Here is an 18814-nt window from a genome sequence, read left to right on the forward strand (position 1 = left end):
TTTTTATTAATTTTTAAATTTTAAATTACAGTTTTCCAAGGGCATCAAGGAATTTTTTTGTCCTATCTTTTTTGATTTTGTTGTATTTTTCCAGCTTTTTAATATCTATGCCTTTATTTTCCAAAACTGATTTTAAATCATCGATTGGAGCCATGCTTTTTAAAACCTCTTCAACATCCTCTTTATTATAGTCAAACTGTTGAACAATTTCCCAATCATGAATCAAATACAATGCTGCTCCACCAATGTTTTTTAATGGTATATTGTATTTTGGGAGCTCCCTTTCAAGTAAAAATTTTAAATCAAGGACATCCAACGCATTTATTCCCTCAACTATCATCCATTTTAAATTAACCTTTGAAGGAGTAATAAGTATGGATGGGAACATGTTTGACCGAGCTCTTTCATCAGGGGAGTTATATAAATAATATTTAAATAAATCCTGTGAGAAATATTTTATCGGAATTTTGAAACACAGTTCTTCTGAAATTGTTTTCTCCACATCAAGAGATACCCTAAGTTCCTCTATTGGCCTTCCGTGCTTATAAAGTCCCAATTTTTCCATTTCTTCTTTCATCTTTAACTTCTTTATTTTTAACTCATCCAAGACTCTAACATCAATTGCTCCTCCTTCAACCTCATCTCCTTCAAAATCCACCATGATATTTTTATATTTATCAATTAAATCCCTCTGATGAGAAGATAGTAGTTTTTTTAATTTTTTCTCTATCTCTGCCTCTATTTCATCCTTGTATGTCATAAGATAAACTAGTGCCAGAGTTTTTTTTACATAACTATCATTCAATAATTTATTTTTTGAATAATTTTTTTTCAAGGAAGTTATCAATGCATCGCCATAATTTTTTCTAATATATCCTTCATAGTCCTCATCTTCTATCTTTACCCGTTTAAACTTCCTTTTTCCATTTTCCATTACGATTAATGTCATTGTTATAGAGCTTAAAACTCCCTTACCTTCGGATTCAAACATATTTAAAAGTTTTTTATAGGTATTAATAAAAAGGGGCGGCATATTCAATAGTAATTCCTTATGAGAGCCATCATAAGGTAAAAAATATATTATCTTTTTATTTCCCGCAGACTCTTGTAAATGTCCCAATGCTATTTTATGAGATATTATGGCATATTTTACTCTTTCCAATGCTCCTTTTTTCTCATCAACCATCCTTCTAAGGTAGGACGAATATGTTTTTATTTCATAAATATCACTTTCATCACTGCCTTTTAATTTTCCCACGCCAATAAATGGAGTATCAAACCCTTGCAACTCCATTTTTTCCTTTAAATCTTCTAAAATCTCTAAATTTTTGTTTAATTTTATTACCAGTTCCTTATATGTGGTATTGTCTAAGTATAAATTTTTTAAAAATTTTAAGTGCATTTCCTCTCTAAATTTTAACAATTCATCCAAAAATTCGTTGCATCTTTTTATTAAAACACTGCTATCCATACTTTCACATGCATGTTAAAAATACCGGATAAATATAAATCGTTAGTAAAATGTTTAGAAACGGAGCTCCCATAGGGAAGCTGTGTAATGTATATAGTATATAAAAAATATAAATATATTTATTTATTTCCAACTGATTTTTTTAACATCCTTCTATATTTCCCATATTTATCCTCTATTGAGTACCTAGGGGGCTTAACTGTTATGGTTTTTTCGTTGCATTCATTGCAAAAATCCTTTAATGTGTATTTTCCACATTTTGGACATTTTCTCATACGCAAAATATCGCCTTTTTATTATTTATTAATTATTAATTAACTGCTTTCCCTAACGAAACTACCTTCTCCACCTTTATATTTTTTAATGTAATCTATGGCAGCATTTGCAACAGTTTTCAATACCTCCTCACCACTCTTATAATCGGGGGAGAGAATTTCTATTCTATATTTCGGAGCTCCGATATATTTAATATCTACCTTAACATCCTCATAAGGATTAGACTTTAAAGCCTTTTTAAGTGCATTCTTAATTACTTTAATGCCATCAGGTTCTGCGGTCGTCAAAGTTAAAATACCATCTACCTTAACATTTGTTAGCTCAATATTTTCCTTTGCTACTTCATATAATGCATTCGCCCACTCTTCTGAAATTCCAAGTTCTTCTAAAACTTCTTTTCCCTCTATGATGATATATTCTAGTGCCTCGTAAAGTTCCCCAAATTCTTCTTCCAATGCATATCCTACTTCTTCCCATGATTCTTCAAGGGATTTTCCAAGTTTCGCACCTGCAAATTCAAGTAATTTTTCAGCCCTTTGGAGCCTCTTCCATTCTTGAATTTTCGCCTTTTTTTGCTGGTCGGTAACTCTTTTTAATGAAAGGTCTATCTGTCCTTTTCTTTTATTTACTCTCATTACCTTTGCCACAACTCGCTGACCTTTTTTAACAAAATCCCTTATACTCTTAACCCATCCGGAAGATACCTCCGAGATATGCACCATTCCCTCTTTTTTAGGATAATCTAATAACTCTACAAACGCACCAAATGGTTTGACATCAATAACTGTGCCTATGACAATTTCCCCTTCGTCTGGAAAATCTTTTCTCATAATTTCACCTGTAATAATTTTTTATAAATATAATATTTATATGTTATATATATAATGCATATATCAATTTTAAAAAATTTATATATCAGTGTGTTATTTAAGAAGTTTAAAGTTAATCGGAGCTCGGAATAATATCGCATTACTATATATTTAAAAAAGAATATTCACCTGTTAAGTGGAAAAAATAAAATTTTTATTTATTTTATTATTTAATTATTCAATCAATAACGAACCATATCCAACTACTGAGGAATAATCTCCTGTAATGTCTCCTGATGTAGAATAAGATAGCAGCCTTGAATTTTTGGCACCCAACTCTTTCATTGCCTTAATCATGGCAATAACAGGACCATATCCGCACATTGTAATATTATTGTTAATTACATCAGCATATAACTCTTTTTCGTTCATATTTAATATGTCTTTTATCACTATTGCATCTTTTTTTGAAGCTACTTCTTGTGGTTCATAATGAGTAAAATCACTTGATGCTATAACAATTACTTTTTTATCCAACTCTTTTGATATTTTTGCTATGAAGTATCCAATTTCTACGGCAGTTTCATAATCTTGCATCATCATACAAATAGGAACAATCCTAAACTTTACGGCATTTAAAAGTTCAAGATGCTGTAAGAATGGAATCTGAACTTCTATGGAGTGCTCCCTAAGGTGAGAAGTTTCATCTAAATCAATTACATCACACTCTTTCCAAAGCATGTCAATAAATTCATCATCTGTGTGCATATCACCCAACGGAGCTCTCCATATGCCCTTCATTGTAGAAACTCCTGAACCCAATCCAGTATGATTTGGACCGAGAACTACCGCAGTTATACTATCATCTATTTTTCTTGAAATGGCATTGTAAGAATGCGCTGCAACTGGTCCAGAATATAAATACCCTGCATGAGGACAGACTACTCCAATAGGCTTTTTAAATACGCCTTTTGAGGGAATAGTCCCAGGACCTAATTTATGCAAATAACAATATTCTATCATTTCAACTAAATTATTTGGTTCTGCGGGATAGAATGCACCTGCAACAGCTGGATTTCTTATTATCATAATGACACCCCCTTTATAAAAAATCTAAGTTGGTATTATATTGTTATTGAATCATTATTATATGAATATTGTTTTAATCATTATTTATCTTTTGCCGTTTAAAACTGTTTAGTTTTTTGTGAGTATTTGAGTGTATGGGAGCATTTAGTTTTCGAAATGTTTATATGGTGTTTTCATGCATAGTTTATAGTGTCAATCTAATCAACCCCAAGACTTTCCTAAACCTCTTTTAAACATGTTAAAACATCCAACAAATTGCCGAATTGATGGGTGGAGCTGGGGTCCCCATGACAGGGGAGGAGACTGATGACATGCTCCCAATGAACCCAGAGGGAGATGAAGTTGATGACGCCCAAGTCCAATGTGAGCATTTACTAACCAACGCTCACATTGGACAGACCCCCTGAGTAAGTCCAACTATAAAAATACCAATATACTAGAAATTTTAAAATTCATTTAATTAAAATCCCACATATATCATAATAGCTGCAATAATTAGGAGAATAAACCACGTCAATATTGCAAAAATTGTTAATTTTTTCGCTTCTTCTTTTTTCCACCATCTATATGGCGAAATACCATAGAGGGCAAAAATAACACTTGAAGATAGATTCACACAGATGATATTTATCAAAAATAACATCAATATTGGAATAGATTCAATAAAATACCCTGCTCCAAAAGTCAATCCAAAAGCTACCAAAGGGGGCAATAATGCAACTGCTATCATCACACCTACAACAACAGATGATATACCGGAAACTGTGGATAACGCCCCAACAATACCTGCACATAATGCTATTATAATATCTGCCACCCCTAAATTCATCCTCGATACTATTTGTGGATTTTTTAGAGATATTGGGAGAATATGTCCTAAAAAAACTGAAAGTAATATCACCAATCCAATACCTAAAAACAAATTTTTTAGAGATTTTTTTGCCAACTCTTTGTCGGCAATTGACATAGAAAAGGATAACGCTATATTCGGGCTTAAAAGAGGGGCTATAATCATAGATGCTATAATAATTGCAACATCGTCTTTCCATATGCCTATCGCTGCAACAATTGTGGATAATATTATCATTAAATAATATTCTTTTGGAGCATATATTATCTCTGATACTTTATTATATATTTCCTGACGGCTCAGCCTCTCCAATTCTTGAATATTCCCTTTTATGGAGTTATTTTCAATACCCTCACCAATTATTTCTTTTTCCTCTTTTTCTACTTTTTCCGTTATCTCAGGAATTGTGCTTTTAGGTTCAAAAACGATAATCCTAAATTTAGAACCTCCATATTCTTTATTCAGTTTATCCACTATCACTTCGGTGTTTTTTAATGTTGTGAGTATCTTTATAACCATAGAATTGTTTATCTCTTCCACATTATGCCATATAATGTCTTCATAATCCCCCAAAATTTTATCCATGCCTACAAAAATATGTTTTGGAATATAACACTCTATATATCTTAACTTCAAAATATCCCCTTAATTATTTTATAAATTTTAAGATGGTTATTGTATATGATATTATTTATAAAATATATAAATATATGGTTAAACGAAAAGTTTATATAGTAGAATATCTATTTTAGAGTATGCTCTGGTAAGTTAGAGTGGGCCCGTGGCCTAGTCTGGATACGGCACCGGCCTTCTAAGCCGGGGATCGGGGGTTCAAATCCCTCCGGGTCCGCTAATATATAGGTTCCATTCATCACTTCGTGATGAATGGATTTTGGATAGCAACCTTTTTTAAAGGTTGCGTTTAAATCCCTCCGGGTCCGTTTAATTATTACAAATTTCGTTTTATATTATATAGTGCTCCAGTGGTGTAGTCCGGCCAATCATGCGGGCCTTTCGAGCCCGCGACTCGGGTTCAAATCCCGGCTGGAGCATTTTTATTTTATAAGGATATATTTATTAATTTATATATACGATTCTTTTGGATTCATCAGTCTATTTCCCAAAATATTGCCAACAAACACCATATTTATAATTCCATGCTCACACAACACCATATTAAGGTATGACTATTTTTGAAAAAATATAAATATGATTGACATATAACTACATAAGAAAATAATTAAATATTTTTTATACAGGTATTGATAATTTACTTCATTTTTTATCGGTATTACATATATACTTTTTTTACAAACATAAGAGGGATAGCATGGTAAAGATAACAGATACCACTTTTAGAGATGCACACCAGTCCTTAATGGCTACAAGATTGAGAACTGAAGATATGATACCAATTGCAGAAAAAATGGACGAAGTGGGCTTTTTTTCAATGGAAGTGTGGGGAGGAGCCACATTTGACGCCTGTATTAGATATTTAAATGAAGACCCTTGGGAGAGATTAAGGTCTCTGAGAAAGCGAATTCAAAATACTCCCTTGCAGATGCTTTTAAGAGGTCAAAATTTAGTAGGATATAGACATTATCCTGATGATATTGTAGAAAAGTTTGTTCAAAAATCCTATGAAAATGGAATAGAAATATTCAGGATATTCGATGCATTAAATGATATGAGAAATGTGGAAATTCCAATAAAAGTTGCAAAAAAATGTGGAGCTCATGTTCAAGGTGCAATATCCTATACCACAAGTCCTGTTCATACAATAGAGCAATTTGTAAATCTTGCAAAGGAGTTTGAAGAACTTGGATGTGATTCCATCTGTATAAAAGATATGGCCGGTCTCCTAAAACCTTATGAATCAAAAATACTTATAAATAGATTAAAAGAAGAAGTTTCAATCCCAATAGACCTTCACAGCCATTGCACAAGTGGAATTGCTCCACTTACATATTTAGCAGCAATTGAAGCTGGTGTTGATGTGGTAGATTGTGCAATGTCTCCGTTATCAATGGGAACGGCACAACCACCAGTTGAAAGTATTGTAGCAGCATTAAAAGGGACCAAATTTGATACAAAATTGGACATGGAATTATTAAATGAAATTAGAGATTACTTTGATAAAATCAGAGAAAAATACAAGTATTTAATAAATCCAATCTCTGAAAGAGTAGATACAAGGATTTTATTATATCAAGTTCCTGGAGGTATGCTCTCAAACCTTGTTTCACAGTTGAAAGAACAGGGAGCTCTGGATAAATTCGAAGAAGTTCTTAAAGAAATTCCAAATGTTAGAAAAGATTTGGGATATCCGCCGCTGGTAACTCCATCATCTCAAATAGTGGGAACTCAGGCTGTAATGAATGTATTAACGGAAGAAAGATACAAAATAATTACAAACGAAGTTGCAAATTATGTAAAAGGACTTTATGGAAAACCACCTGCTCCAATTAGTAAGGAGCTCGTGAAGAGAGTTCTTCAAGATGGTGAAAAACCTATTACATGCAGACCTGCTGATTTATTAAAGCCAGAATATGAAAAGGTAAAAGAAGAGGCTGAGAAAAAAGGTATAGTGTCAAAAGAAGAGGATATATTAACATATGCACTTTACCCACAGGTTGCAGTTAAGTTCCTAAGAGGAGAATTGGAAGCTGAGGTAATACCTGAGGAAAAAGAAGTTTCTAAATTTATGGAAATTCCAACAGAATATATTATCGAAGTTGATGGGGAAGCATACGAAGTTAAAATTAACCCAAAATACGGAACTGAAATGAAGAAGAAAAAAGAGAAATTCACCGCAGAAACAGAAGGGGCAATATCGTCTCCATTTAGAGGAATGATTACTAAAATAAAAGTTAAAGAAGGAGATGAAGTAAAACAGGGCGATGTAATTGTTATATTGGAGGCAATGAAGATGGAAAACCCTGTTGAAAGTCCAGTAGATGGAAAGGTTGAAAAAATAATCGTTCATGAAGGGCAGTCCGTCAATGTGGGCGACATACTTATGATAATTAAATAGATAAATAATTAAAAATTATAGCTAAAATAACTACTCATTTATTAAATACTTATTAATTAAATACCCATTATCTATTTTATAAAGTAAAAACCATAAAAAATAATAAGCATGGGGATTATCATGTTTAAAAAAGTATTAATAGCCAATAGAGGCGAAATTGCTGTTAGAATTATAAGGGCATGTCAAGAGCTCGGAATAAAAACTGTTGCAGTATATTCCGAGGCTGATGAACATTCACTATATACCACCCTTGCCGATGAATGTTATTGCATAGGACCACCACAGGCTTCAAAAAGCTATTTAAACATTGATAGAATCATGAATATTGCAGAAAAAACTGGGGCAGATGCTATACACCCAGGATATGGGTTCTTATCGGAAAACCCAAAACTTGCCGAAGCTTGCGAAGAGAGGGGTATTGTATTTATAGGACCCCCAGTTGAGGCAATAGAATCCATGGGAAGTAAGATAAACGCAAAGAGAATAATGAAAGAGGCTGGTGTTCCGGTTTTACCAGGTAGAGAAGACCCAATAGAAGACCCTAATGAAGTAATAGAAGTTGCAGAGGAAATAGGCTACCCCGTCATAATCAAAGCCTCCGCAGGTGGTGGAGGTATGGGTATGGGTGTAGCATACAATAGACAGGAGCTCATAGAAACCATCGAATCCACAAAGTCAATAGCTCAAAGTGCATTTGGAGATTCCACAGTATTTATTGAAAAATACTTAGAAAAACCAAGGCATATTGAAATCCAGATTTTAGCGGATAAATATGGAAATGTAGTTCATTTAGGAGATAGGGAGTGTTCAATTCAAAGAAGGCATCAAAAATTAGTTGAAGAGGCTCCTGCTCCAATAATGACAGAAGAATTAAGGGCAAGAATGGGAGAAGCCGCAGTAAAAGCTGCAAAGGCTATTAATTATTACAGTGCTGGAACTGTGGAGTTTTTATACAGCAATGGAGAATTCTATTTCTTGGAGATGAACACGAGAGTTCAGGTAGAGCACCCAATTACTGAAATTATTACAGGATGCGATATTGTAAAAGAGCAGATAAGAATAGCAGCAGGCGAGAAACTCTCCTTCACCCAGGAGGATGTGGAAATTAGAGGGCATGCCATAGAATGTAGAATAAATGCAGAGGATGCGGTAAATGATTTTATACCATCTCCTGGAAAAATAAAACATTACAGGTCACCAGGAGGTCCTGGAATAAGGTTAGACAGTGGAGTTTATGGCGGTGCAGAAATACCACCATATTACGATTCCCTTATAGCCAAACTTATAGCCTATGGAAAGGATAGAAACGAGGCAATAGCAAGAATGAGGAGAGCTCTATCTGAATATATGATTATCGGTATAACCACCAACATTCCATTCCACAGAGCAGTTATGGAAGAGTCGGATTTTATAAAAGGAGATATATCTACACACTATATTGACGACCATGCGGAATATTTGAAAAATAAAGTAATTAAATATGCAATGGAAGCAAAAGACGACGAAAAAAGATACAGCGATAAAATATTCCACGACGATAGAAAAATTGTGGCTCTTGCAGGAGGATTAAATGCCTACATTACAAGCATTGCAAGTAAAAATGTTGATAAATACGATAAAAAATACTCTGAGGACTATAAAGATTAACTATAAAGATTAATTAACAATAATTATTTATTTTTTTATTTACAATTTCTTTTTTATGTGATGTTTTTTAATGTTTCTAAATGGATATTTTTATATATTCTTAATCTTATTTTATTATAATAATACATTATGATGGATAATTTATAATTTAAAATTGGAGTTTATAAGTGGTGATAAAAGGATGACAATTGTTGATAGAGCTCATGAGTATCTTGAAAAAATTGAAAAATCAGACATAAATGCATACATACAAATTGATAAAGAGAGAGTTTTAAAAGAAGCGGAAGAGCTGGAAAAAAACGAGAAATTAAAAAACAAACCACTTTATGGAAAATTAATCGCTGTTAAATCAAATATAAATGTTAAAGGATACACAATATCCTGTGCTTCAAAAACTCTTGAAAACTATGTGAGCTCCTACGATGCCACGGTGATTAAAAAGATAAAATCACAAGGGGGGCTTGTAATTGGAATGACCAATATGGATGAGTTTGCAAGCGGAAGCAGTGGTGAAACATCCTATTACGGAGCTACAAAAAACCCAAACGCAGAAGGTAGAATTCCAGGAGGTAGTAGTTCAGGAAGTGCCGCCGCAGTAGCTGCTGATTTATGCGATATGGCACTTGGAAGCGATACAGGGGGAAGTATAAGAAACCCTGCATCACACTGTGGTGTTGTTGGATTTAAACCATCATACGGCGTAGTAAGCAGACAGGGATTATGCGACCTTGCAATGAGTTTTGACCAGATTGGACCTTTAACAAAAAGTGCAGAGGATGCCCTTGTTTTAACAAATGTAATTAAAGGATTGGATATTTCAGACAGCACAACGGTAAATACTCCAAAATTCGAAAAGAAAGACATAGGAAATTATAAAATCGGAATTGTAAAGGAATTCATGGAAGTTAGCGATGAAAAAATAAGAAACAAGATTGAAGAAGGTATCGAGGTATTTAAAGACCTTGGATGCGAAATTGTGGAATTAAGCTATAAATACACCGATTTGGCACTTCCTACATACTACTTAATAAATTATGTGGAGTTCTTCTCGGCAACAAGAAAATACGATGGAAGAAGATATGGATATCCAATTGAGGAAGCGTGTGGTGAGGAAGTTTTAAGAAGAATTCTAATTGGAAAGCACATAAGTGAAAAAGAATTCAGCGGAAAATACTATAAAAAAGCATTGCAGGCAAGAAGGTTAATGAAGATGGATATGTTAAAGCTCTTTAAGGAAGTTGATATCATTGCATCACCAACAGTTCCAAAACTTCCACACAAGATAGGGGAGGAGCTCACCCCAATGGAAATGTATGCCTACGATGTTTTAACAGTTCCTACAAATATCTGTGGAATATGTGCAGGAGTTGTTAAATGTGGAGATATAAACGGCATTCCAGTTGGATTGCAGATTCAAGGAAAGCCATTTGACGATGAAAAGGTATTAAGTGCTATGATTGAGTTAGACAAAATCACAAGGTGATTTTGTTGCTCGCTTGCGTAGCAAGCGATTCGAAAATAATTATTAAATTATATAAATTATTAAATTAATTGAAAATACCTATAATTTTTTTATAACTATCATTACATCCTTTTTTTAGAAAAATTAAAAAGGCAAAAACATGACCATGAATGAAAAAGAGGTTTTGGATGCATTAAAAAAATATCGGGAAATGGATTTAAAATATGAGGACGGCAGAATATTAGGTTCCATGTGCACAAAACCCCACCCCATTTCAAAAAAAATAAGTGAAATGTTCTTTGAAACTAATTTAGGAGACCCTGGGCTATTCAAAGGAACAAAAAAATTAGAGGACGAAGTAATACAAATGATGGGGAATTTTTTAAATAACAACAATCCATTTGGATATATAATATCCGGTGGAACAGAGGCAAATATCACCGCCATGAGAACCATAAAAAATATTTCAAGAAAAAAAGGCAATAAAACCACTACGGTAATAATTCCTGAAACTGCACACTTTTCATTTGAAAAAGCAAGAGAAATGATGGATTTACAGTATATAAAGCCCCCATTGACCGATTACTATACAATGGATGTAAAATATATTAAAGATTACATTGAAGATAATAAAAACAATAAAATAGATGCAATAGTTGGTATAGCAGGATGCACAGAACTGGGAACCATTGATAACATAAAGGCAATTTCAAAACTGGCTGAGGAAAATAGCATATATCTTCATGTAGATGCCGCATTTGGTGGTTTTGTAATACCGTTTTTAGAGGATAAATATAAATTAAACAATTATAACTATGAATTCGATTTTTCATTAAATGCCGTATCATCCATTACAATAGACCCACACAAAATGGGACTTGCACCAATTCCTGCTGGTGGGATACTATTTAGGGACATTTCATTTAAAAAATATTTAGATGTTGAAGCGCCCTATTTAACGGATATTCATCAGGCAACACTAATTGGAACAAGAACAGGTATTGGCGTGGCATCCACATGGGGCGTAATGAAACTTTTAGGGGAAGAAGGATATAAAAACATAGTATCCGAATGTATGGATAAAACCTATTACTTAATAAAAAAAGCAAAGGAGTATGGATTTAAACCTGTAATAGACCCCGTTCTTAATATTGTGGCTTTGGAGGATGAAAATCCATCAGAAACATGTTTAAAACTTCGTGAAATAGGATGGTATGTATCAATATGCAAATGTGTAGGAGCTCTCAGAATAATAGTGATGCCACATATAGAAAAAGAACATATTGATGAATTTGTAGAAGCTCTCGCGAGCGTTAAAAAGAATTAATAAAAAAATTAAAATTAAAAAAATAATTTTTTTATTACTTATTATTTAATTTATTCATTAAAGTATTCGTCGTATTCTCCGTTATCGATTAATTTATGAACTTCCTTAGGGTCTTTACCATCAACAGTTACACCCAATGAAACACAGGTTCCAATTACTTCTTTTGCAGCATTTTTCAAGTTGTATGATAACATTGATTCTCTTTTCATTTTTGCAATTTTCACTGCCTGCTCCATTGAGAGGTTGCCTACTATTTTATGTTTTGGTTCTGTTGAACCCTTGTCAAGCCCTAATTCTTTTTTTATGAGGGCTGATGTTGGTGGAATACCCACTTCTACTTCAAAGGATTTATCATCTGTATTTACAATTACTTTTACTGGAACGCTCATTCCTTCATAATCCTTTGTTTTGTCGTTTATTTCCTTAACAACATTCATAATATTTACGCCAAGCGGTCCGATTGCTGGACCTAATGGTGGCCCTGCTGTTGCTTTTCCACCAGTTACTAATATCTCAACTATCTCAGTAGCCATTATATTCACCTCAATTTACATCGTGTTTATAAATTAAAACTTACATATTTAACTTTTTAATCTTATTGTCCATATCTGTATTTAAAACTTACTATGTATCTTTTAAAAAAAGATGCAATTATAAATAAATAATTACTAAATGATGATTACATTAAGGAGGGAATCATATATGATAATTTTTATGTGTTATATTTAATGATTCTTAGATACAATTTTAACCTGTTCAATTCCAACAGTTATAGGAATAGGCACTGCGGCGTCCATTAACTCCAATGTTATTTCTTCTTTATGCTTATCTACTCTTGTGACTCTCGCCCTCTCTCCCTTAAATGGTCCTGCAACCAATTCTACTACATCTCCCTTATCGATGCTTTCTATTATCTTTGTTGGAGCCAGTAGATGTTCCAATTCATCTATTGAAGTTTCACCAGGGACGATACCCTTTACTTTAAATGTTTTTCTTACCAAATCTTCAACTGCTCCTTTGTTTGGGGCTTCCACAAGAATATACCCCTTTAAATCTTCTGTTGCTAGTATAGAATATATTTCAATCTTTTCTTTTTCAGCCTTTGAGGCTAAAAACTCTGCAACATTTTTTTCTTGACCCGTAGTGGTTCTAACGGCAAAAATCATAATATATCACCAGATTAAATGATAAAAATTAGACGAAAACCTTCGGTTTTCGTTTACTCGCTTATTTCGTAAGCGATTAGAATAAAAACTTTTAAAATAGAATTAAAAAATCTTTAAAATAAATAGTTGTTAATTATATATAATTTAATTTATTAAAAGAATCTATAAAATTTTATTAAAAAATGTTTGATATATTATATATATCTTATGGTTTTATGAGTCCTTTTAAATAAGTAATTGGTACATGTATTACAAAACCGATAGCACCAAGAAGGCATATTCCAAGACCTGTAACTTTGGATACATTCAAAAATTCATCCCTAGTAGGTTTTCTTGAAATCATCAACACTCGTTTACATTGATTTAAAAATGATTTCAATTCATCAAATTTAGCATTTATTTTTGCATTATTGATGTTATTAATATTATTATTAGAATTTTTTTTCTCTTTTGCCACGATACCCCTCTATATATTAATTAAATTGTTGGAAGGTCAATAAACACTTTCTTAGTGCCCTTTGGAGAATTAAATGGAGTTATTCCAGAAGACTTCGTTCCGGTAATTATCAGCAATACTCTCAATACGTTCTCAGAATTTTCGTCAATTGTTGTTCCCCAAATTATTTTTGCATTCTCATCCAATCTTTCTGAAACTGTTGAAACTATTTCTTTTGCTTCTTCAAGACTCATATCCTCAGGACCAGTTATATGCACTAATGCACCAGAAGCCCCATCTACATCAACACATAGTAAAGGACTATTTAAAGCCATGTTTATAGCTTCTTTCGCCCTCTTCTCAGAATCACTTTCGCCAATTCCCATCATTGCTATACCGCCATTGCTCATTACTGCCCTCACATCTGCGAAATCTACGTGTATGTCTCCAACATTCTGAACTAAATCTATCATTCCCTTTACCGAATTTATTAAAACCTCATCTGCAACTTTAAACGCTGTCCTCAAAGGCATATTCGGAACTATCTCCAATAATTTATCATTTGGAATAATCACAATTGTGTCTGCTGCTTCTTTCAATTTATTCAGTCCAGTAATTGCATTATCCATCCTAACTTTTCCTTCCATTGAAAACGGCAGTGTAACTACTGCAACAGTTAATGCACCCATTTTTCTAGATATTTCTGCCACAATTGGGGCTGAACCAGTTCCTGTTCCTCCACCTAAACCGCATGTGATGAATACCATATCCGAATCTTGAAGTGCTTTTTTAACATCCTCAGCATTCTCTTTTGCGGATTCCTCACCCTTAGTTGGGTCTCCACCAGCACCCAATCCTCTTGTAAGATTTTTACCTATCAATACCTTTTCATCCGCTTTGGTTTTTATCAACTGCTGAGCATCAGTATTTATTGCTACGGTTTTTGCATCTTTGATTCCTTCAATTGTAAGCCTGTTTATAGCATTATTTCCTGCACCGCCGCATCCTACTACGGTAATCCGAACTTTTGATTCTTTTATCAACTCCAAAAGTTCTCTATCAACATCGGAGAGATTCTGCATATCTTCATGCAATGGATCATCTTCAACCACTATATTCTTTAAGAATTTCAAAGTATTACCTCCTAATGGTTATAACCTTATATACTTGATAATTATATTATGACCATATCTTTAAGTAATTCATTAATTAAATAATTATAATATAAATAGGTATATTATTAATATAAATTAATATAATTAAGATATATACAAATAATAAATAAACCAATCATTTTATTTTTAAGTTTATGATAATATAATAGACATATTAAATTTATAATTTACGATTTAATTATTATGTGTAATGGAATACACATTATTAAACTTAACGGTGAAACTATGATATCATCAAAAGCAAGAGAAGACGCTAAGAAAAAGATTATTGATGTTGCAAACCATATGTACGACTGTGTTCTTAACGGCAAAAGACCAAAACTTAAATTTCCAGTTAGAAGTTTAGCAAATGCTAAGTTTGACCGGGAAAGGGGAACATTCGTATTGATGGGCAAGGAAAAAGAGAGAACCTTAACAGTTAATCAGGCTAAAATATTTGCACAAACTGTAAAAATGATGGAATTTTCAAAAGATTTACTTGATACAAATGATTTTTCAACACTGAGGGAAGCATATTACGTTTCAAAAAACTGGGGAGAAGCAAGATTTGATGACCAGCAACCTTCAAATAGTGTCATAGAAGACCTTGAAGCTGCTTTGGACTTTTTGAGGGAAGAACTTGGATTCATACCTGAAGAAGATGGTTCTTCTGTTGTTGGACCTCTTAAAATCGTAGATAAGTCCCCCGAAGGTGAAGAATTAAAGATAGATTGTGAAAAATTAGGAAGTGGTGCCTATAACATCCCAAACGACATTACAAGATTGGAATTTGAAACAGATGCAGATTTCATATTAGCAATAGAAACAGCAGGTATGTTTGCAAGATTGAATGCTGAAAAATTCTGGAAAAAACATAATTGCATTTTAGCATCCTTAAAAGGTGTTCCAGCAAGGGCTACGAGAAGATTTATAAAAAGATTAAATGAAGAACATGGACTCCCTGTTTTAGTATTTACAGACGGTGACCCTTATGGATATCTTAACATTTACAGGACATTAAAGGTAGGAAGTGGTAAAGCTGTTCATTTGGCTGAGAAACTTGCAATTCCTGCGGCAAGATTGATTGGTGTTACTCCTCAGGATATTTTAGATTATGACTTACCAACTCATCCTTTGAAAGACCACGACCTTAAAAGATTGAAAGACGGTCTAAAAAACGATGATTTTGTAAAAAGCTTCCCTGAATGGCAGAAGGCATTGAATCAGATGCTTGAAATGAAGCAGAGGGCAGAACAGCAATCTTTGGCAAAATACGGTTTAAAGTATGTTGTTGAGGAGTATCTTCCAGCAAAGATTGAGGATAAGAGCACATGGTTGCCTTAATAATAACTATTAAATATTAAATAATATAATTTTTATTTTTAATAATATTATATCATAACATATATTCATGTTATTTTGATTTTTTTAAATTAGGGGAAAATATGGCTAAAAAACCGATTATAGCGAAGCTTTCAGACGACAGAGTTTTGATATTCAACAGAGACGGCATTTCAAGATTAAATGCAAAAGGATATGGCGAATTGAATGATAATTTTTTATCCATTTCATTGGTTGAATCGCTATATTTAGTTTCCAAAAACTGGATTAAGGTTAAATCCAAAAAAGATAGATTTTTATCTTTTGAAGAATTATATGATTACGCACATAACATTGATGAGAGATTGTGCATAAAATATTTAGTTTATAAAGATTTAAGAAACAGGGGCTATACAGTAAAAACTGGCTTAAAATACGGCTCTGATTATAGATTATATAGTAGGGAAAATATCAACGAAGTTCATTCCGAATATCTTGTTAAAGTTTTTTCCGAAGATAGACCCTGCGCTATTTCAGAGCTCACTGGGTTTGTGAGGGTGGCACATTCCGTAAGGAAAAAACTTATAATTGCCATTGTAGATGATGATGGCGATATTGTTTATTACAACATGGGATACTTGCGACTTTAAAAAAGAGATGATTAATATAATTAAATAAAATAATTAAATAAATTACATAGATAATTAAATAAATAAGGTGATATTGTGAAACTTATGCCTGAAAATGAGAAAAAACTTATTATGGATATCTTGATGAAATATGGGATAAATAAAAAAGACGCAGAAACCACAGCAAATATATATGTTGAGGCAGATTTAAAGGGTTTTACATCACATGGAATTGGAAGATTCCCACAAACAGTGGTGGGTCTTGAAGTGGGAAACATCAAACCAAATCCTGAAATGAAAATAATAAAAGAAAGTCCTGCAACTGGGACAATTGATGGAGATATGGGATTAGGTTATGTAATTGGTGAAAAGGCAATGAATATGGCAATTGAAAAGGCAAAAAACGTAGGTATTGGTGCAGTTGCCACTGTTAATGCAAATCACTTTGGTATTACCGGACATTACTCAGAAATGGCACTTAATGAGGATTTAATAGGCATTGCCATTACAAATACAGAACCTGCAATGGCTCCCTTTGGAGGAACTGAAAAGATTTTAGGGACAAATCCAATAGCAATAGCAATCAAGGGGAAAAAATATACATATTCCCTTGATATGGCTACTGCATCCATTGCCCGGGGAAAAATACTTGAAGCTCTAAGAGTTGGAAAAGAAATTCCAGAAGGCTGTGCTGTGGATAAAGAGGGAAATATAACTACAAATCCGGAAAAAGCACTGGAAGGATGTATTCTTCCATTTGGAGGACCTAAGGGCTATGGTCTTGCGTTGGCTATTGAAATCATCTCAGCAATCGGCGGAGCTCAGATGGGAACAAATGTAAAGGGAACCGCAAATCCAACGGACAAATGCACAAAAGGAGATTTCTTTATGGCAATAAATCCTGAATTCTTTGGAGATAAAGAGGAGTTTATGGAAAAGGTCGATAATCTTGTAGAGGAAATAAAAAACTCAAAACCAGCGGAAGGATTTAGCATATTAATTCCAGGGGAAATTGAAAAAATGAATATTGAAAAAAACAAAAATGGCTTTGAGATAGACGATGCATTGTATAATAAATTAAAAGATATTTGCGATAAAAATGGTTTAAACATTAACGAATACTTTTGAAAATATATTTATATATTATCCTCTTAATAAATATTTGGTTATACAAGTTGGAGGGAATTAAATGAAAATAAACTATAAAATAATAGCAATTATACCTGTGATATTGACTATTATTTCAGGCATTTTTGTATATGCTCATGGATTAAAGGAAAGTATAGACGTGAGCGGAGGTACTGAAATAACAATAACTGCTCCAAATAATGTGGATATCAACAAATTAAAAGAGATACTTCCCACAGGAGTTGAGGTAAAAAAATCTCAGTCAGTATCTGGGACATTTATTATAATAAAAGCTGGAAAAGATGTGGATACATCCCAAATCGATACGGCATTAAAAAATTTCTTTAATGTGGATGATTTGAATAAACTCCAATACTCCCAAAAACAAATTGGAGCATCGTTAAGTGAAAAATTCTGGAAGGATGGATTTAAAGCTGTTGGATTTGCATTCATATTTATGGCTATTGTAGTATATCTCGTATTTAGGACTCCTGTCCCTAGTGCTGCGGTTATACTTGCAGCCGTGTCTGATATCGTGCTTGCAATTGGCGGTATGAGTTTATTTGGAATACCAGTATCAACTGCCACGGTTGCAGCTCTACTTATGCTTATCGGATACAGTGTTGATACCGACATTATGCTCACCACAAGGGTATTAAAAAGAAGAGCGGGAAGCCTAGATGAAAGAATAAATGAATCCATGAAAACTGGAATGACCATGTCCATAACAACCATTGTGGCTATGTTTGTGCTATATTTGGTGGTGTCCTATATTGTGCCGGCTGCGAGTTTATTGAAAGATATTTCCGCAGTCATATTGTTTGGTTTAATTGCGGATTTAATGACCACATGGATGACCAATGTAGGTATTTTAAGATACTACGTTTCAGAGTATAAGGGCAGAAAATGAAATGGGCCATAATGGTATAAATCATACTAAGAAAATTAACAAAATCCCTTCGGTTTTGTAAATCAGAAAATCCAAAAGATTCACTTCTAAAAGAAAAAAGGAAAAC

General features: G+C 33.2%; 17 protein-coding genes and 2 tRNA genes. 10 read left to right on the forward strand and 9 right to left on the reverse strand.

Annotated elements, in window-relative coordinates; all coding sequences use genetic code 11:
• Positions 1 to 25: 25 nt before the first annotated feature.
• From Mjas_RS02360 to Mjas_RS02380, 5 genes are all read right to left on the reverse strand, one after another.
• Positions 26 to 1471 (reverse strand): DUF530 family protein, encoded by a 1446-nt coding sequence (locus Mjas_RS02360; protein WP_421078192.1) that lies wholly within the window; start codon positions 1469 to 1471, stop codon positions 26 to 28.
• A gap of 119 nt (positions 1472 to 1590) precedes the next feature.
• A complete protein-coding gene (locus Mjas_RS02365; protein ID WP_421078193.1) occupies positions 1591 to 1752 on the reverse strand; it encodes an RNA-protein complex protein Nop10 in 162 nt (53 codons plus the stop codon).
• 33 nt (positions 1753 to 1785) lie between these two features.
• Positions 1786 to 2577, reverse strand: coding sequence for a translation initiation factor IF-2 subunit alpha (locus tag Mjas_RS02370; protein ID WP_421078194.1), 792 nt, complete (start codon positions 2575 to 2577; stop codon positions 1786 to 1788).
• Positions 2578 to 2790: 213 nt separating this feature from the next.
• The gene (locus tag Mjas_RS02375) at positions 2791 to 3642 is read right to left on the reverse strand and encodes an MEMO1 family protein (RefSeq protein WP_421078554.1); all 852 of its coding nucleotides are present in this window, start codon (positions 3640 to 3642) and stop codon (positions 2791 to 2793) included.
• Positions 3643 to 4105: 463 nt separating this feature from the next.
• Entirely contained in the window at positions 4106 to 5131 is a 1026-nt protein-coding gene (locus Mjas_RS02380) for a TIGR00341 family protein (protein ID WP_421078195.1), read from the reverse strand.
• Between the two features lie 139 nt (positions 5132 to 5270).
• Here Mjas_RS02380 and Mjas_RS02385 point away from each other — a divergent pair.
• From Mjas_RS02385 to mfnA, 6 genes are all read left to right on the forward strand, one after another.
• A tRNA-Arg gene (locus Mjas_RS02385) sits at positions 5271 to 5345 on the forward strand.
• Positions 5346 to 5472: 127 nt separating this feature from the next.
• Positions 5473 to 5547, forward strand: a tRNA-Glu gene (locus tag Mjas_RS02390).
• A 278-nt stretch (positions 5548 to 5825) separates the two neighbouring features.
• Positions 5826 to 7529, forward strand: a complete 1704-nt coding sequence (oadA, locus tag Mjas_RS02395; protein ID WP_421078196.1) for a sodium-extruding oxaloacetate decarboxylase subunit alpha — start codon at positions 5826 to 5828, stop codon at positions 7527 to 7529.
• 120 nt (positions 7530 to 7649) lie between these two features.
• Positions 7650 to 9176: an acetyl-CoA carboxylase biotin carboxylase subunit gene (locus Mjas_RS02400; protein ID WP_421078197.1), complete on the forward strand. Its 1527-nt coding sequence runs from the start codon at positions 7650 to 7652 to the stop codon at positions 9174 to 9176.
• A gap of 181 nt (positions 9177 to 9357) precedes the next feature.
• Complete coding sequence (gene gatA, locus Mjas_RS02405) at positions 9358 to 10659, forward strand: Asp-tRNA(Asn)/Glu-tRNA(Gln) amidotransferase subunit GatA (protein WP_421078198.1); 1302 nt, start codon at positions 9358 to 9360, stop codon at positions 10657 to 10659.
• 145 nt (positions 10660 to 10804) lie between these two features.
• Positions 10805 to 11965: a tyrosine decarboxylase MfnA gene (gene mfnA, locus Mjas_RS02410; RefSeq protein WP_421078555.1), complete on the forward strand. Its 1161-nt coding sequence runs from the start codon at positions 10805 to 10807 to the stop codon at positions 11963 to 11965.
• A gap of 50 nt (positions 11966 to 12015) precedes the next feature.
• Here the strand turns inward: mfnA and Mjas_RS02415 are convergent, their stop codons facing one another.
• From Mjas_RS02415 to ftsZ, 4 genes are all read right to left on the reverse strand, one after another.
• Positions 12016 to 12498 (reverse strand): 50S ribosomal protein L11, encoded by a 483-nt coding sequence (locus Mjas_RS02415; RefSeq protein WP_421078199.1) that lies wholly within the window; start codon positions 12496 to 12498, stop codon positions 12016 to 12018.
• Positions 12499 to 12690: 192 nt separating this feature from the next.
• Positions 12691 to 13131, reverse strand: coding sequence for a transcription elongation factor Spt5 (locus tag Mjas_RS02420; RefSeq protein WP_421078200.1), 441 nt, complete (start codon positions 13129 to 13131; stop codon positions 12691 to 12693).
• 205 nt (positions 13132 to 13336) lie between these two features.
• A complete protein-coding gene (locus Mjas_RS02425; protein ID WP_421078201.1) occupies positions 13337 to 13588 on the reverse strand; it encodes a protein translocase SEC61 complex subunit gamma in 252 nt (83 codons plus the stop codon).
• Positions 13589 to 13608: 20 nt separating this feature from the next.
• The gene (ftsZ, locus tag Mjas_RS02430; RefSeq protein ID WP_421078202.1) at positions 13609 to 14700 is read right to left on the reverse strand and encodes a cell division protein FtsZ; all 1092 of its coding nucleotides are present in this window, start codon (positions 14698 to 14700) and stop codon (positions 13609 to 13611) included.
• Positions 14701 to 14967: 267 nt separating this feature from the next.
• Between ftsZ and Mjas_RS02435 the strand changes: the two genes are divergently transcribed.
• From Mjas_RS02435 to Mjas_RS02450, 4 genes are all read left to right on the forward strand, one after another.
• Entirely contained in the window at positions 14968 to 16065 is a 1098-nt protein-coding gene (locus Mjas_RS02435) for a DNA topoisomerase IV subunit A (RefSeq protein WP_421078203.1), read from the forward strand.
• Between the two features lie 101 nt (positions 16066 to 16166).
• Positions 16167 to 16691 carry a tRNA-intron lyase gene (gene endA / locus Mjas_RS02440; protein WP_421078204.1) on the forward strand — a complete coding sequence of 175 codons (525 nt, stop codon included), beginning with the start codon at positions 16167 to 16169 and terminating at the stop codon, positions 16689 to 16691.
• A gap of 75 nt (positions 16692 to 16766) precedes the next feature.
• A complete protein-coding gene (gene comC, locus Mjas_RS02445; RefSeq protein ID WP_421078205.1) occupies positions 16767 to 17798 on the forward strand; it encodes an L-sulfolactate dehydrogenase in 1032 nt (343 codons plus the stop codon).
• Positions 17799 to 17859: 61 nt separating this feature from the next.
• Positions 17860 to 18708 carry a protein translocase subunit SecF gene (locus tag Mjas_RS02450; protein WP_421078206.1) on the forward strand — a complete coding sequence of 283 codons (849 nt, stop codon included), beginning with the start codon at positions 17860 to 17862 and terminating at the stop codon, positions 18706 to 18708.
• Positions 18709 to 18814: the final 106 nt, after the last annotated feature.

Source organism: Methanothermococcus jasoni (assembly GCF_049075655.1).
Taxonomy (GTDB): domain Archaea; phylum AGJL01; class Methanococci; order Methanococcales; family Methanococcaceae; genus Methanofervidicoccus.